We start from the raw sequence: 14,046 nt of genomic DNA, 5'->3' as shown, positions 1-14,046 counted from the left end.
TGTTTGAGGCGGGGTGTGTCGAGGGGTCCTTCGAGGTCGAGGGTGATCTGGACGATGTAGACGTCGGGTGCTTCCTCGTCGTAGAGGGCGTGGAACAGCAGGCCTTCCTGCAACGGCGCCAACGGCAGAACGTCCTTGAACGAGCGCTCCATAAAACGGACTCCCTAACGGTCCCGATGATCGAAAGTGGTCGGCGGCAATCGGCGGGCGGGCCCCGGCCGGTGAAAAGGGCAGGCTCCGCCCAAGACGGTTGCAATATGCATGGAAAAGGGCTCGATCCCGTGCCGATGCCGTCGGCAGGGGGTGTGAGTGAGCAGCGCGATACGGCCGGACGTCCCGGCGGCCGGGATCCGGCGGTATGCGGGGGTCAGCGGAAGTGGCGCTCGATCTCGTCGAGTTCCGCCTCGGTGAGGGAGACGAGCGGCGGCTCCGCGGGCGCGGCGGGTTCCCCCGGGCGCGGTTCGGAGGACGGGCTCGCGGGCCCGGCGTCATCGGCCGGTACGGGCTCCACCTCGCGTACGACGGTGACGAGCTGTGCGGGCGACGGGTTGAGGAACAACTCGCGTCGGGTGAATTCGAGCCCGGTCCGCCGGGCGGCGGCGACCAAGTCCGCGGCGCTGATGCTGTCCCCGCCGCGGTCGAAGAAACGGTCGTGGACGCCGAATTCCGGCACGTCGAGCACTTCGGCGAAGAGGTCGCACAGAAGCTTCTCGCGATAGGTCGGGGAATCCTGTTGGCTCGTCATGATGTACAGCTCTCCCGTATGAAGCGTTCTGTCTCGGCCGGGGCCGATCGGAGCGGGACGCGCGGGCATTCCAGAGGGTGTTACCCGGGTCTGTCACCTGAGCACGGCGAAGCGGGGGGAACGACACTCCTCCGCAGTGTCCCGCCTCGTTCCGGCCCGGCGTCGGCGTTGTCGGGCCAAGATCCATGTTTCAAGGAACGGTAAACGCGGGACCTGAAAACTGTAAATCATCCCACCGGCGAGACTTCGGTCGTTCTCCGCCGATCGGAGGGGGCCGCGAAGCCGGGGAAATCCCGCTCCGGTCGCCGTATCCCTCCCCCGATCGGAGGAGAAACGGGCCTTTCCCGGATCCTCCGATCGGACCGTCGTTCACCCGGTTACGCCGGAAGGAGGTTCACCCGCCGGGGCCCGGACCCTAGTGTCGGCCCCGAATCCGGCGGGCCGGCGACCAGGTGAAGGAGTGGATGTGACCAATCCGTTCGAGTCCGATGACATGGACTACGCGGTACTGCGCAATGACGAGGGGCAGTACTCCCTCTGGCCCGCCGGTGTCGGCGTACCCGACGGCTGGACGGTGGCGAGGCCGCCCGGTCCGCGAGACGAATGCCTGGAGTACGTCGAGACGGTGTGGACCGATATGCGGCCCGCCGGACTGATCGCCGCGACGGACGCCGCGCCGCGACCGGGCGGTGCGGGCCCGGCCGGCTGAACCGGCTCCGCGACGGCGGCGTCCGCCACCGGGCACCACGCCCGGATACGGGAGAGTTTCCGCCGATGCGCGGGAACTCACCGCCCTTCCCCTCCGACTACTGCCTGTTGAAGAGGCAGCCGTGTTTCCGCCAACCGGGGCGGGACCGCGGATCGCGGAGAGGTGTGAGATGGGCGGGCTGGACGTACACATGCGGAGGGTGACCTGCCGCCACGGCCGGATGACGGCGGTGGACGAGGTCGACCTGGAGATCGCCGCCGGGGAGCGCGTGGCACTGACCGGGACCAACGGATCCGGGAAGACCACCCTGTTGCGTGCCGTGCTCGGTCTGCACCGCCGGATGAGCGGAACGGTCCTGGTCGGCGGACGCGGTACGGGATCCCCGGCGGAGTGGGCCTGGCGGCGGCGGGCCTGTGCCTGGATTCCGCAGAAGCCCGCCGGGGGCCGGTTCCCCCTGCTCGGACGGGAGCTGCTGGCCAGCGGCGGCGGTACCCGCGACGCGGTGGAGGCCGCCGGGCGGCTGGGGGTGGGATCGCTGCTGGAGCGGCCCCTGCACACCTTCTCCGGCGGCCAGTTACAGCGGATGTATCTCGCCAGGGCCATCGGCTGCGCCGCCGCGGGCGCCCAGGTACTGCTCGCCGACGAACCCACCGCCGCCCTCGACTTCGCCGGCCAGGACGAGGCGGCCGACGTCCTCACCGGGCTCCCGGTGACCCTGGTGGTCGTCACCCACGACCGGGCGCTGACCGAGCGGTGCGACCGGGTACTGGAGATGGCCGCCGGGCAGCTGCGGGAGGTCCGGTGACCGTTCTCGCCACCGCCGACGTGGGAGCCCTCCTCCAACTCGTCCCCGTCCAGCGGGCGGGCGTGGGGCTGCTGCTGGCCGCCGTCGGCCTGCCGATCATCGGTGTGGTGATCGTCGGCCTCGACATCATGCCGGTACGGTTCGCGATGATGCACGTCGCCCTGCTCGGCGTCGCCATCGGCCTGCTGACCGGTATCGACCCCATGGTCTGCGCCCTGGTCGCCTGTGCCCTGGCGGGGGCCGGGGTCGCGCCGCTCGCCTCCAGCCCCAGCGGACTCTCGGGGGCGATGGGCCTGCTGATGAGTCTGGCGATCGCGGCGGCCCTGCTGCTGCTCGCGGTCTCCGGGGTCAATGCCTCCGGGGCCTTCGCCCTGCTCTGGGGCTCCATCCTCTCCGTCGGCAGCGCCGATCTGATCCTGCTCGGTGTGCTGGCGGTCGTGGTGCCCGCCCTCTTCTTCTGGCGGCGGCGCGATCTGGCGCTGCTGCTGCACGACCGGGAGCTGGCCCAGACCTCCGGCGTTCCGGTCCGGGCGCTGACCCTGGTCCTGCTGGTCCTGGTGGCGGTCTCCGTCGCCGGAGCGATCAAACTCACCGGCGCCCTGCTGGTCGACGCGCTCACCCTGCTGCCCGCTCTCGCGGCCCGGCGGCTGGGGACATCGCTCACCTCGATCACGGTCTGGGCGGTGAGTATCGGTATCACCGTCAATCTGACGGGCTTTCTGCTGGCCCTCTGGCTGGACTGGCCACCCGGCCCGGTCCTCGTCCTGACCGCGGGCGTCGTCGTCCTCGCGGTCCACCTCGTACCCGAACGGAGCATTCGCCCATGGCGCGCACTCGCGTCCGTATCCCCCTCCTCCTCGCACTGAGCGCCACCCTGGTGGCGGTCGCGGACTGCGGTTCCGACGATTCCCCCGACGCCGGGGAGGGAAAGCGGAAGGGTGGGCCCCGGGTGGTGGTGACCACGACCTGGGAGGGCGCCTTCGCCAAGGCGGCGGGAGCCGAGGACATCAAGGTGATCGTCCCGCAGTCGGTGCACCACGCCCCGGACTACGACCCCAAGCCCTCCGACCTGGCGGCCGTCGCGAAGGCGGACTTCGTGCTCTACGCGCCCTTCGAGCCGTACGCCGAGAAGATCAAGGAGGCCGCCGGATCCAAGGCCGAACTGATCGAGGTCGCCCTGGAGAACGAGCCGGGCAATGTGAAGGCGGAGGTGACCCGGCTGGCCGGGAAGTTCGGCACCCAGAGCGACGCGGCGGGGTGGAACCGTGCCTTCGACACCGAGTACGCGACTCTGCGCGCCGGTCTGAAGTCCGCCTGGCCCGGCGGCCGGAGCCCCAGTGCCGTCAGCCATGCCTTCAGCCGCTGGGCCGCCGACATGGCCGGGATCACCACCGTCGGCACCTTCGGCCCCGAACCGGTCACCCCCGGCCAGCTCTCCGGTCTGTCGGGGAAGAAGCCCGCCCTCGTCCTCGACAACGCCCATATGTCCACCGGAACCGTGCTGCCCGACTCGGGCGCCGAGGAGGTCGACATCGTCAACTACCCCGGTGACGAGCTCGATCTGCTGACGGTCTACCGCGACGCGGCGGCGGCCCTGAAGAAGGCCATGGGGACCGGCTGACCTCCGGCGCGCTCCGGGCGGCCCCGCACCGGCCGCCCGGAGCGCCTCAGTCCGCGCCCATGACCGAGCCCGGACCCGGACCCGGACGACTCGGCTCCGGCTCCGGAGGCGAGGGCGCGTCCGCCCGCACGGCCGGGCCCGTGGTGTCGTACGCGGGGTCGAACAGTTCCAGCAACCGGCCGAGCACCTTGGCGCACGCGGCGATCTCCGCCCCGGTCAGATCGCCGCCCGTGCCGCGCAGAAACTCCCGCTCGCGCCGGGTGACCGCGGTGAGCGCGGCGTCCCCCGCCGCCGTGAGCCGGATCAGCGGAGAGCGCCGGTGCGCCGGATTCGGAACCGGCTCGACCCAGTGCGCGCTGGATGCCTCGTTCACCATCCGCTGGACGAACTGCCGGCTCAGCGCCTGGCTACGGCTCAACTGCGGAACGCTCATCGGGCCATGGCGGCGCAGCAGGTCGAGCACCGCCCGGACCCCGGCCGGCACCCCCTCGGCCGGAGCCGTCCGCTCCACCGCCCGCAGGACCCGGCGATAGAGGACACCGCTCAGCCCCAGCACATCGGCGAGCCGGTCGGCGAGTTCATCGGGAGGCAGCGGCTGCGCGGTCGTCGTCACCCCACCATCATGACACCTTGGTTGTCATCCCTCCTCAAAGATGACACCTTGGTTGTCATGGCTGATGGATCCACTCCCGACGGTCTCCGCGCGTTCCCGACCGAGGACGGTCTGCTCGCATATCGCGACCGGGGCACCGGGCCGCCGCTGGTGCTGCTGCACGGCGGCTTTCTGCACGGCGCGATGTGGGAACCCCAGCTCGACCGGTTCGCCCGGACCCACCGGGTGATCGTGCCGGACGCCCGGGGCCACGGCGGCTCCACCGCCGGTACCCGGCCGTTCCGGCACACCGACGACGTGGCGGCGCTGCTCCGCCGGCTCGACTGCGGCCCCGCCGTCGTGGCCGGTCTCTCCATGGGCGGCGGTATCGCCACCGATACGGCGCTGGAACATCCGGAGCTGGTCCGGGCCCTGGTGGTCAGCGGAGTCGGCACGAGCGAACCCGACTTCCGCGACCCGTGGACCACCGGAGTGCTGGCGGACGTCCAGCGGCTGCTCTTCGGGGGCGACGCCACCGGCGGGATCGAGCGCTTCCTCGACTTCGCGGCCGGCCCCCACCGCACCCTCGCCGAGGTCGCCCCCGGGGTCGTCGGCGCGCTGCGGACGATGGCCTGGCACACCCTCACCGAGCACAGCGGTACCGGCGGACAGGCCCGGCCGGTCCCGGTCACCCGGACCTGGGAGCGCCTGGCGGGGATCACGGTCCCGGTGCTGGCCGTCAACGGCGGACTGGACTCGGAGGATCATCTGCGGCTGGCCGGCCGGCTGGTGGCCGGGGTCGCGAACGGCCGGACCGTGGTGGTGGACGGCACCGCCCACTACCCCAATATGGAGCGGCCCGCCGCCTTCGACGCAGCCCTGGCGGAGTTCCTGGCCGGACTGCCCGAGCCGGACTGACGGCCTCGGGCGGTACGCGGGCCCGGCGCCGGAGTGTCACCGCCGGGGGCCACCGCCGCCGGGAGGCCGTACGCCCCGAGGCCGCGCGCGGGTCGCCGGACGGACCGCTCCCCGGCGGGACCCGGGGCGATCGGTGTCGTACGCGGACGGCTTCGGAGCCCCGTCGGGCCCGGGAGGCGGGGGCAACGGCACACCCCGCCGGACGGGGCGATTCCGGCCCTGCCGCGTCCCGGTCGCCCGCTACCGGGTTCCGGCCGCCGTGAACTCCCCGGGCTCCAGCGTCGGTCCCTTCGGGCCCGGGCGGCGGGGGCCCACGGCCGCGGCGAGCAGGACATCGGGATAGAGCAGCCGGGTCGGCGGCCGTTCCGTCGTCATCACATCGAGCAGCGGCAGCATCACCCGGCTGTCGACGGCGCCGACCGCGACCACCCGGTCCAGATAGCGGGCCAGACCCCGGTCCAACAGGCCGGGCGGCCGGGCCGAAGCGCCCGGATAGAAGGCGTCCTGGCCGGTCGCGAGGTTCCAGGCCGAAGCCACCGGGCCCGCCACCGCGCGCTGGATCCGGCGGGCCGCGCCCCGGGTCCGCGGGTCGTACCGGCGCAGTACCTCGGCCATGGCCAGGGCGCCGCGCGCCGCCACGGAGAGACCGTGGCCGTAGACGGGGTTGAAGGTGGCGACGGCGTCGCCGAGCACCACGAATCCGTCCGGCCACTGCCGGATCCGCTCGTAGAACCGGCGGCGATTGGCGGTGCTGTGACTGACCGCCACATCCGTCAGCGCCTCGGCGGCGGCGATCAGATCCCCGATGACCGGGTTCCGCAGCCGCCGGGCGAAGGCCGTGAACTCCCCGGGGTCCCCGGACGGCCTGCCGCCCCGGGTACCGGCGAGGGTGACCAGCCACCGGCCGTCCTCGATCGGGATCAGTACGCCGCCCTGCCCCGGCGGGCGGCGCGGATTCGCCTGGACGTTGACGACGGGGAATCCGCTCGCCGCCGTCGCCGGGGCCCGGAAGATCCTGGTGGCGTACACGACACCCGAGTCGACGGTGGTCTCGGCGACCCGGGGCAGCCCCAGGGCGGTGAGCCGCCCGGGGCCGCGGGACCCCCGGCCCGTGGCGTCGACCACCAGATCGGCGGCGATCGTCTCCTCCTCCGCAGCCCCGGTCCGGACCCGGACGCCGGTGACCCGGCCCGCGTCGCCGGTCAGGCCCAGGGCCGTACCGCGCGACAGCCGTACCCCCGGCCGGGCCAGCACCCGGCGGCGCAGCTCGGCGTCGAGCAGATCACGGCTACAGGCCAGGATGTAGTGCCGGGACGGATGGTGCCGGGCGAACCAGGGCCCCGGCGGGCTCATGGAGACCAGATCGCGCATCAGCTCCATCCGGTGCGCGCCCGCCGCGAACAGATCGTGTTCCAGACCGGTCACCAGCTCCGCCATCACCCGGACCCCGGCCGACCAGACGATATGGGCGTGCCGGGCCTGCGGAACGCCCGGCCTGGGCCCGGGCCCCGCCGGCAGCTCGTCCCGCTCCAGGACCGTGATCTCCACCTCCCCGAGCGCGGCGGCTGAGGCGGCGGCCAGCATTCCGGCCGCCCCGCCCCCCAGTACCAGGACCCGTGGTCGACGGTTCATGATCTGCTCCCTTGCTCTACGGCGGCGTGCCGTCCGGCCCCGCCGACCCCCGTCCGCTCCCGCAGGACCCGGGAGATCGCGGCGAGATCGCGGTGCTCGAACCCCCGGTGCGGGGGCGGCTCGTCGGCCGGTGGCCCCGGCCTTCTGCGGTGGTGGCTGCCGAGGGCGTCGATGATGGTGGCGGCCCAGGCGATCGCGGCGGCATGGGCGCTGCCGTGCCCCGCCGCCAGGGCCTGCCGATGGGCCCTGGCCCGCAGATCGGTGTCCAGATGCCGGGCGAGCTTCAGCAGACCGTCGTTGATATCGGCCTCCCGCCGGGTCAGCCGCAGGGCCATGGAGGCCAGCGGGCCGAGCCGGACCCCGGCGGCCGAGGGGTCCACGGTCCGCATCAGCCGCCACAGCGGCCCCAGATCGCGGTACGTACGGCGCATCCGCAGCCGCTCCTGGATGTACGGACCGGCGTGCGGAATGATGAACCCGGCCGCCACCAGGACCCCGTTGAGAGCGGCCATCGGCGGGGCCGCCTGGGTACTGAGCCAGTCCAGATCGTGACCGGCGAACCGGCGCGAGCCGTAGGCCGTCAGCTTCATCGCCTCGTAGAGGATGCCGATCACATACCCGGCCTGCATGAAGACGAGCCCGGACCGCAGCCAGCCGCCGACCCGGGGGATCCAGGTCCACAGCAGCCGGGCCGCGACGGCCGTGGCGACCGAATGCGCCGCCAGATAGAGCAGGATGTGCTCCCGCATCCACGGCGTGTCGGCGTAATAGGTGTCGAGGTCACGGAGCCGTTCGACCCCGACGTCGGCCGGGACGAAGGTGGCCCACAACCCGATCACCACCGCCGCGTAGACCGTGACGACCCAGCGGATCCGCCGGGTCCTGGACGCGGACGGATCGTCCCGCCAGACGATGATCAGCACCAGACAGAGCCCGCAGAACGACACCAGCAGCGAGTAGACGATCGGCGCGGCGATATTCGCCACCCCGAAGAGATCGTTGACCCGGGCGATATTGGTGGGGACGGCCGAGACGAAGACCCCGATCGCCATCACCAGCAGCCCGCCCACGGCCCGCATATCGGACTCGCGGCCCCAGGCGCGCACGATGCCCGGGGTCTTGATCGCGAGGGCGACCGCCAGCGCGACCGCCGGAAGGGCATAGGAGACCGAGAAATCCGCCGGGTGCATCGATCAGCCCCGGTGGCCCGGACGGGCCCACGGCACGGCGACCAGGTCGTCGCTTGTGGATCCTGCCGGGCTCGCGTGCCCCGGCACGCCCTCCCCCTGGGCCCGGTGGGCCCGGAAGGTGCCCCCACACCGCGTTGTCGTCAGTCGCCTACGGCCCCCTGCGCCCGGCGGCCCGGGGGGACCCCCGTCCTCCGCCCCGCGATCGCACGCACCGGACCCCGCTCGCTCATCCGGCCCGATCCACCAGAAACTCCCTAATCGCACCGGCCCCCGCACCCGGTGACCCGGTTGCCGTACCGCCGGGTGCGGCCGTATCGCCGGGCGGGTCCCCGCCGGGACGCTACGCACCGTCCCCCCGGGTGTTCGATTTCAGCATCGCCTCCAGCATCTGCGCCACGGCCGCCCGCTGCGGCACCGTCAGCTCATGGCCCCGGAACGACACCGACGTCACCCCCAGCCGCTCCATCAACTCGGCCATGGGGTCCGGCACCTGACGGGAGAGCCGCTCCACCAAAGGTTGGAGGGAACGATTCAGCAGTTGGGTCGCGGGCGCCGCGAGAAAATCACCGGTCACCCCGAAGAACTCCGTCAGCGCCTGACCGTGCACGATGTTGGGCGTCTTCCGCCCCTCCAGCAACTGCTGCGCCCAGACGGTGCTGACCCCCAGCTTCGCCGCCACCGCCGCCACATCACCCGGCCTGCGCTCGGTCCGGGTCCGGAACAGATGCAGCACCCGGCCCCGTACCCGCGCGTCCACGTCGTCGTCCCAGGACGCGGCGCCCCCCTTCAGGAGGAAACGGATCCGGCGGCCGGATATCCCGGTCTCGTACGAGATCTCCGCCACGTCGACGACCTCGCCCGGGTCCAGCCCGTGCTCCTCGACGAGTTCGTCGAGCCGTCTCAGCGTTCTGCGCAGAGCACTCGCGGCTTCGGTCACGACCGGTCTCCCCGCCCTCTGTGTTCTCGGCGTTCCTGGTGTTCCTGGTGCTCTTGGCGTTCTTGGCGTTCTCGGCATCCCGCGTCGGCCGACGGTACCGCGTGACGAGCCCGGCTGCCATCGCGGTCCAACGATCGTTGGCCGCCGCCCCATCGATCGTTCCGGCCGGCTCCACTCGTCACGGCCCGGCCGCCCCGACGGGGACCGGACCGCCGGCGGCCCGCCCGTACACCTCCGCCAACAGCCGTGCGAGCGCGTCGAGTTGCCAGGACGGCCGGTCCGCGCGCCGGACGAGCCCCAACTGCGACGGCTCGTCGAGACCGTCGATCCCCAGATACCGCACATCCTCCCGGGCCGCCCGCTCGGCCAGCGGACGGCAGACCAGCATCCCGTGGTCGCCCGCCGCGACCAGCGCCAGCCCCTCCTCGACCGTGACGATCCCGGTACCGGACCGGATCGGCACCCCGCCCGGGGTGACGGGCGGCACCCGCGCCGCCCGCCAGTAGTCGGGGGCGTCACCCAGCGGACGGAGCACGTCGAGCGCCGCCAGCTCCTCGACGTCCACCCGCCCGGCCGCCGCCAGCGGATGCCGGGCCGACACCGCCAGCAGCCGGTCCTGCGGCGGGAACCGGAATCCGGTGGTCAGTCCGGGCTCGCCGACCGGCAGCTCCACCACGGCGGCGTCCACCCGGTCCTCCAGCAGCGCCGTGAAGGGCGACCCGAGCGGAATCTCCGCCAGCTCCAGCACCACCCCGTGCTCGCCCCTCAGCCGCCGGAACGCCTCGGTCACCTCTCCGTAGAGCCCGCCGTGGAAACCGATCCGCAACCGGTCCAGAGTGCCGCTGCGGGCCCGGTCGCGAGCCCGGTCCACGGCCGCGGTCAGCGCCCGGTAGGCCGGCCGCACCTCCGCCACGAACTGGACCCCGTGCCTGCTCAGCGCCGTCCTCCGGCTGGTGCGGTCGACCAGCCGGACCCCGACCCGGCGTTCGAGCCCGGCGATCAGCTGACTGACCCGGCTCTGCGCACAGCCCAGCCGCTCCGCCGTCCGGCCGAAGTGCAGTTCCTCGGCCAGAACCAGCAGGCACTCGATCTCCTGGACATGAACCTGATGCACGGCTTCCTCCTGTGACCCGCGTCGATAACCCCCACTGATCGAGCGTTCAGAAAGTCGCCGTTGTTCCGGATCCGGCCCGCTGTTTGATTGGAACGCATGGTCACGCAGTCGCCGGTCCCGCGCACCGGCCCCGGCTCCGGTCCCCACCCGGATCCCGTCCCCTCTCCCGCCTCCGATTCCGGTACGCCCCCCGGCCCCGATCCCGATTCCGGTGCGGCCCCCGGCCGGACGACCCGCCGCCAGTGGGCGGCCGTCCTCGTCCTCACCCTGAGCACCTTCACGGTGGTCACCTCGGAGATGCTGCCCATCGGCGTGCTCACACCGATGGCCGACGGGCTGGGCATCAGCCCCGGCGCCGCCGGATCGAGCCTCACCGTCACCGGCCTGGTCACCGCCGTCACCGCCCCCCTCGTGCCCCGGCTGATCGGGGCGCGCGACCGGCGCGCGGTGCTGACGCTCGCGATGCTGGTCCTGGCCGTCGGCAACGCCCTCACCGCCGTGGCCCAGGGCTTCGGCCCGCTCGTCGGCGGCCGGATCCTGCTCGGTGTCGGGATGGGCGCGGTCTGGGGGCTCGCCGCAGCCGTCGCCCCCCGGCTGGTGGCGCCCCGGCACGCCGCCCTCGCCGTCTCGGTCACCGTCGGCGGGGTCGCGGCCGCCTCCGTCGCCGGTGTCCCCCTCGGCACCGTCGTCGGTGACGCCTTCGGCTGGCGTACCGCGTTCACCGCCCTCGCCGTCCTGGCGGTGCTGCTCGCCGCCGGACTGCGGCTGACCCTGCCCCGGCTGCCGCGCCCCGCCGCCCCGGCGGGCACCGACGGCACGGCCCCGCGGACGTCCGCGCCGGGCGGCCGTACCGTGCTGGCCGGTCTGGTGCTCATCGCGCTCCTGGTGACCGCGCACTTCGCCGCGTACACCTATGTCCGGCCGGTCCTGGAGGAGCGCACCGGACTCGCCCCCGGCACCGTCGCCGCCGTCCTGCTGGTCTACGGACTCTTCGGGCTGGCCGGGAACTTCGCCGCCGGGGCCCTGGCCGCCCGGCGCCCCCGCGCCACGGTCCTCGTCCTCACCGCGGGTATCGCCCTGTCGACCGGGCTGCTGGCCCTCGTCGGCTCGGCGGCGGTCCCGGCCGGGGCCGCGGTCGCCCTGTGGGGGCTGGCGTACGGCGGCCTCTCGGTGGCCGGACAGCTCTGGATGGTCCGCTCGGCGCCCGACCGGGTGGAGCGGATCACCGGGATCTATGTGGGTGTCTTCACGGCCGCGATCGCCCTGGGCGCCTTCGTCGGCGGGACGGTCGTGGAGACCGCCGGGATCACGGCCCTGCTGTGGAGCGCCGCGGCCCTCGCCGTCGTCGCTCTGGCCCTCGGTCTGCCCGGCGGCGGCCGGACGGCCGGGGACACCCCGGCCCTCAGGGCGTCGCCGCGCGGGCGAACTCCTCGGTGAAGGCGGCCGTGAACGCCGGCAGGTCGTCCGGCCTCCGGCTGGTGATCAGGGTGCTGCCGCCCTCGCGGCAGACCCGGACCGGCTCGTCGACCCAGGTGCCGCCCGCGTTGCCGACATCGGTCCGCAGGCTGGGCCAGGACGTCAGGGTCCGCCCCCGGACCACATCGGCCTCGACCAGGGTCCACGGGGCGTGACAGATCGCCGCGACCGGTTTCCCGGCGTCGAAGAAGGACCTGACGAAGGCCACGGCGTCCGGATCCGTCCGCAGGGCGTCCGGGTTGGCGAGACCGCCGGGGAGTACCAGCGCCCCGTACTCCCCGGCGCCGGCGCCGGACACGGTCCGCTCCACCGGGAAGCTGTCGCCCCGGTCGAGATGGTGGAACGCCTGGACCCGGCCCTCTTCCGTGGAGACCAGGACGGGTACGTCCCCGGCGGCCGCCACCGCCCGCCACGGCTCGGTCAGTTCGGACTGCTCGACGCCTTCGGGCGCCACCAGAAACGCGACTCTCATTCGCCGCCGCTCCTCTCGCCGCGCCCCCGGCGCGCGGGGGCGCGGCGAGAGGCGTCCGGCTCTTCCGGGTCGATGTGCGGGGGAGGCCGTCCGGGCGCCCGAGGCCGGGGACCCCGGCCGGATCGCGTGCGGCGAACAGCCGGAGCGCCCGGACCGGTGCCGGGCGCGTACGCCTCCCGTAGGCCGTCCGGTCAGCGCTTGAAGACGTCCTTCGCCTTCTCCTTGGCCTGTCGGGCGTCGCCCTCGGCCTCCTTGGCCCGGCCCTTGGCCGCCGCGCTCTCGTTGCCGACCGCGCGACCGGCCGCCTTCTGGACCTTGCCCTTGAGCTGCTGGGCCTTCGCCCGCGCCTTCTCGTCCCTGGCCATGACACCCACCTTTCGGGGAGAAACAGGACACGCACCCGTACGGTCACGGATGCCGTACGTCCGGCGGGTTCCCGCCGGGTCCGGGGGTAAACATCACGCCATCCGGGTCTCGTCCGGCCACCCGGCCCGGGACGGTCCGCCCGCCCGCCGGACAGCGTCATGGGGCGGGCCCGGGAGAAAGCCGGGCCCGCCCCATGGCGGGGGAGTGATCGGGCCGCCTCGGGGGCGACGGGTTCGCGCGGCGCTACCAGTAGTGGTTGCGGCCGCCGACGGCATGGCCCATGAGACCGAGCACCCAGAGCACGATCCCGATCACCACGAGCACGATTCCGATGGTCCACAGGATGCTCAGACCCGTGATCAGACCGATGACCAGCAGGATGACACCAAGGACGATCATGGTCACTCCTCGGCAAGATAGCCTTTGTCCCGATATGTACCCCGGTAGGTAGGGTTCCCCGTCCGAGGTGGGGCAAACCCGCCGCGTGCGGGCCCGGCGCCCCGAACCCGGGGAACCCGCCCCGGCCGGCCCGTATGTGAGTTAGGTTAGCCTTACCGTATAAGCGTTCGGGTCCCGGTCGGAGGCACGCCGATCGCCGTGAAGGTGCGGATGTTCCGGCCCGGTGACCCAGGGGAGGGATCGCATGGGCACGACGACCCTGCGCACGTCGGCCGGAAGCGCGCCGACCGCATCCGAGCCGCCCGTCCGGACCGGGGCGCGGCGGCGTCCGCCCGGTGGGGAGGACTTCATCGCCGTGGGCGGGCACGCACCGCACGAGCACCCGTTCCACCAGTTCCTGTACGTACCCCTGGGGCGGATCCTGGTGTCGGCGCTCGGCCGGGACCACGAACTCTCCGCCTCGGTCGCGCTCTGGATCCCGGCCGGGGTCGTCCACAGCGCGCACTTCGGCCGGGACGCGGTGGTCGTCCCCGAGTCGTTCGACGGCGGATCCTTCGATCTGCCCTACACCGAACCCACCCCGGTCAACGTCAACGACGCGCAGCGCGCCCTGCTGCTCGGCCGGATGCGCAGCAGTACGGCCGAGCGCGACGACCCGGCCGTCTTCGCCGTACTGTGCGCCGCGCACCCCGACAGTCTGCCGCTGCCGCAGCCGGTCACCCCGGCCGCGCTCGCGGTGGCGCGGGGGCTGGCCCGGGCACCCGGCGACGCGCGGACCGCGACCGACTGGGCCGCCGCGCTCTACGTCAGCTCGACCAGTCTGCGCCGGGCGTTCCGGGCGGAGACCGGAATGGCCTTCTCGGAGTGGCGCACCCGGTTACGGCTGAACCACGCCCTGGCCCTGCTGGACCAGGGCCAGCTGGTCAGCTCCGTCGCGGCCCAGGTCGGCTTCGTCAGTACCAACGGCTTCATCCTGGCGTTCCGGCGCTACTTCGGCCGTACCCCCGGGTCGTACGCCCGCAGCAGACCGGGCGGGCCCGTCTGACCGCGGGCAGCGGAGAACCCCGGGG

Annotated in this window: 16 protein-coding genes; 7 read left to right on the top strand and 9 right to left on the bottom strand. The window is 73.2% G+C overall.

Features of this window, described 5'->3' with window-relative positions:
• Nucleotides 1-367: 367 nt before the first annotated feature.
• Nucleotides 368-745 carry a phosphopantetheine-binding protein gene (locus ABZ714_RS32500; protein WP_358828955.1) on the bottom strand — a complete coding sequence of 126 codons (378 nt, stop codon included), beginning with the start codon at nucleotides 743-745 and terminating at the stop codon, nucleotides 368-370.
• 466 nt (nucleotides 746-1,211) lie between these two features.
• On the opposite strand from ABZ714_RS32500, the gene ABZ714_RS32495 reads away from it, so the two are divergent.
• From ABZ714_RS32495 to ABZ714_RS32480, 4 genes are all read left to right on the top strand, one after another.
• Nucleotides 1,212-1,454: an MbtH family NRPS accessory protein gene (locus ABZ714_RS32495; protein WP_358828954.1), complete on the top strand. Its 243-nt coding sequence runs from the start codon at nucleotides 1,212-1,214 to the stop codon at nucleotides 1,452-1,454.
• A gap of 169 nt (nucleotides 1,455-1,623) precedes the next feature.
• Nucleotides 1,624-2,259: an ABC transporter ATP-binding protein gene (locus tag ABZ714_RS32490; RefSeq protein WP_358828953.1), complete on the top strand. Its 636-nt coding sequence runs from the start codon at nucleotides 1,624-1,626 to the stop codon at nucleotides 2,257-2,259.
• A complete protein-coding gene (locus ABZ714_RS32485) occupies nucleotides 2,256-3,125 on the top strand; it encodes a metal ABC transporter permease (protein ID WP_358828952.1) in 870 nt (289 codons plus the stop codon). Before ABZ714_RS32490 ends, ABZ714_RS32485 begins: the two co-directional genes overlap by 4 nt.
• Complete coding sequence (locus tag ABZ714_RS32480) at nucleotides 3,083-3,880, top strand: zinc ABC transporter substrate-binding protein (RefSeq protein WP_358828951.1); 798 nt, start codon at nucleotides 3,083-3,085, stop codon at nucleotides 3,878-3,880. The genes ABZ714_RS32485 and ABZ714_RS32480 overlap by 43 nt, the downstream gene beginning before the upstream one ends.
• Nucleotides 3,881-3,926: 46 nt before the next feature.
• Here ABZ714_RS32480 and ABZ714_RS32475 read toward each other — a convergent pair whose 3' ends face one another.
• Nucleotides 3,927-4,493 (bottom strand): MarR family winged helix-turn-helix transcriptional regulator, encoded by a 567-nt coding sequence (locus ABZ714_RS32475; RefSeq protein ID WP_358828950.1) that lies wholly within the window; start codon nucleotides 4,491-4,493, stop codon nucleotides 3,927-3,929.
• Nucleotides 4,494-4,550: 57 nt separating this feature from the next.
• Here ABZ714_RS32475 and ABZ714_RS32470 point away from each other — a divergent pair, with 57 nt between their 5' ends.
• Nucleotides 4,551-5,390: an alpha/beta fold hydrolase gene (locus tag ABZ714_RS32470; protein WP_358828949.1), complete on the top strand. Its 840-nt coding sequence runs from the start codon at nucleotides 4,551-4,553 to the stop codon at nucleotides 5,388-5,390.
• A gap of 240 nt (nucleotides 5,391-5,630) precedes the next feature.
• Here the strand turns inward: ABZ714_RS32470 and ABZ714_RS32465 are convergent, their stop codons facing one another.
• The 4 genes from ABZ714_RS32465 to ABZ714_RS32450 all read right to left on the bottom strand — a co-directional run bounded on the left by ABZ714_RS32465 (nucleotide 5,631) and on the right by ABZ714_RS32450 (nucleotide 10,263).
• On the bottom strand, nucleotides 5,631-7,022 hold the full coding sequence (locus ABZ714_RS32465; RefSeq protein WP_358828948.1) for an FAD-dependent oxidoreductase: 1,392 nt from the start codon (nucleotides 7,020-7,022) through the stop codon (nucleotides 5,631-5,633).
• Nucleotides 7,019-8,212, bottom strand: a complete 1,194-nt coding sequence (locus ABZ714_RS32460) for an MAB_1171c family putative transporter (protein WP_358828947.1) — start codon at nucleotides 8,210-8,212, stop codon at nucleotides 7,019-7,021. The genes ABZ714_RS32465 and ABZ714_RS32460 overlap by 4 nt, the downstream gene beginning before the upstream one ends.
• Before the next feature lie 340 nt (nucleotides 8,213-8,552).
• On the bottom strand, nucleotides 8,553-9,149 hold the full coding sequence (locus tag ABZ714_RS32455; protein WP_358828946.1) for a hypothetical protein: 597 nt from the start codon (nucleotides 9,147-9,149) through the stop codon (nucleotides 8,553-8,555).
• A 178-nt stretch (nucleotides 9,150-9,327) separates the two neighbouring features.
• Complete coding sequence (locus tag ABZ714_RS32450; RefSeq protein ID WP_358828945.1) at nucleotides 9,328-10,263, bottom strand: LysR family transcriptional regulator; 936 nt, start codon at nucleotides 10,261-10,263, stop codon at nucleotides 9,328-9,330.
• 96 nt (nucleotides 10,264-10,359) lie between these two features.
• On the opposite strand from ABZ714_RS32450, the gene ABZ714_RS32445 reads away from it, so the two are divergent.
• Nucleotides 10,360-11,700 (top strand): MFS transporter, encoded by a 1,341-nt coding sequence (locus ABZ714_RS32445; protein WP_358828944.1) that lies wholly within the window; start codon nucleotides 10,360-10,362, stop codon nucleotides 11,698-11,700.
• Here ABZ714_RS32445 and ABZ714_RS32440 read toward each other — a convergent pair.
• The 3 genes from ABZ714_RS32440 to ABZ714_RS32430 form a co-directional block, all read right to left on the bottom strand.
• The gene (locus ABZ714_RS32440) at nucleotides 11,666-12,211 is read right to left on the bottom strand and encodes a type 1 glutamine amidotransferase domain-containing protein (RefSeq protein WP_358828943.1); all 546 of its coding nucleotides are present in this window, start codon (nucleotides 12,209-12,211) and stop codon (nucleotides 11,666-11,668) included. The two genes, ABZ714_RS32445 and ABZ714_RS32440, sit on opposite strands and share 35 nt — an antisense overlap.
• A gap of 191 nt (nucleotides 12,212-12,402) precedes the next feature.
• Nucleotides 12,403-12,576, bottom strand: a complete 174-nt coding sequence (locus ABZ714_RS32435) for a CsbD family protein (protein WP_358828942.1) — start codon at nucleotides 12,574-12,576, stop codon at nucleotides 12,403-12,405.
• Nucleotides 12,577-12,820: 244 nt separating this feature from the next.
• Nucleotides 12,821-12,976 carry a DUF6131 family protein gene (locus ABZ714_RS32430; RefSeq protein ID WP_358828941.1) on the bottom strand — a complete coding sequence of 52 codons (156 nt, stop codon included), beginning with the start codon at nucleotides 12,974-12,976 and terminating at the stop codon, nucleotides 12,821-12,823.
• Between the two features lie 244 nt (nucleotides 12,977-13,220).
• On the opposite strand from ABZ714_RS32430, the gene ABZ714_RS32425 reads away from it, so the two are divergent.
• Nucleotides 13,221-14,021, top strand: a complete 801-nt coding sequence (locus ABZ714_RS32425; protein WP_358828940.1) for an AraC family transcriptional regulator — start codon at nucleotides 13,221-13,223, stop codon at nucleotides 14,019-14,021.
• The last annotated feature ends 25 nt before the right edge of the window (nucleotides 14,022-14,046 follow it).

This window comes from Streptomyces sp. NPDC006798, assembly GCF_040635975.1.
Lineage (GTDB): Bacteria > Actinomycetota > Actinomycetes > Streptomycetales > Streptomycetaceae > Streptomyces.
This window is presented reverse-complemented; position numbering and strand designations above follow the sequence as displayed.

What these genes read in the sequence shown, in the direction of transcription:
- ABZ714_RS32500 (WP_358828955.1), bottom strand. Translation starts at nt 745, where the DNA reads ATGACGAGCCAACAGGATTCCCCGACCTATCGCGAGAAGCTTCTGTGC.
- ABZ714_RS32490 (WP_358828953.1), top strand. Translation starts at nt 1,624, where the DNA reads ATGGGCGGGCTGGACGTACACATGCGGAGGGTGACCTGCCGCCACGGC.
- ABZ714_RS32480 (WP_358828951.1), top strand. Translation starts at nt 3,083, where the DNA reads ATGGCGCGCACTCGCGTCCGTATCCCCCTCCTCCTCGCACTGAGCGCC.
- ABZ714_RS32470 (WP_358828949.1), top strand. Translation starts at nt 4,551, where the DNA reads ATGGCTGATGGATCCACTCCCGACGGTCTCCGCGCGTTCCCGACCGAG.
- ABZ714_RS32465 (WP_358828948.1), bottom strand. Translation starts at nt 7,022, where the DNA reads ATGAACCGTCGACCACGGGTCCTGGTACTGGGGGGCGGGGCGGCCGGA.
- ABZ714_RS32460 (WP_358828947.1), bottom strand. Translation starts at nt 8,212, where the DNA reads ATGCACCCGGCGGATTTCTCGGTCTCCTATGCCCTTCCGGCGGTCGCG.
- ABZ714_RS32445 (WP_358828944.1), top strand. Translation starts at nt 10,360, where the DNA reads ATGGTCACGCAGTCGCCGGTCCCGCGCACCGGCCCCGGCTCCGGTCCC.
- ABZ714_RS32440 (WP_358828943.1), bottom strand. Translation starts at nt 12,211, where the DNA reads ATGAGAGTCGCGTTTCTGGTGGCGCCCGAAGGCGTCGAGCAGTCCGAA.
- ABZ714_RS32435 (WP_358828942.1), bottom strand. Translation starts at nt 12,576, where the DNA reads ATGGCCAGGGACGAGAAGGCGCGGGCGAAGGCCCAGCAGCTCAAGGGC.
- ABZ714_RS32430 (WP_358828941.1), bottom strand. Translation starts at nt 12,976, where the DNA reads ATGATCGTCCTTGGTGTCATCCTGCTGGTCATCGGTCTGATCACGGGT.
- ABZ714_RS32425 (WP_358828940.1), top strand. Translation starts at nt 13,221, where the DNA reads ATGGGCACGACGACCCTGCGCACGTCGGCCGGAAGCGCGCCGACCGCA.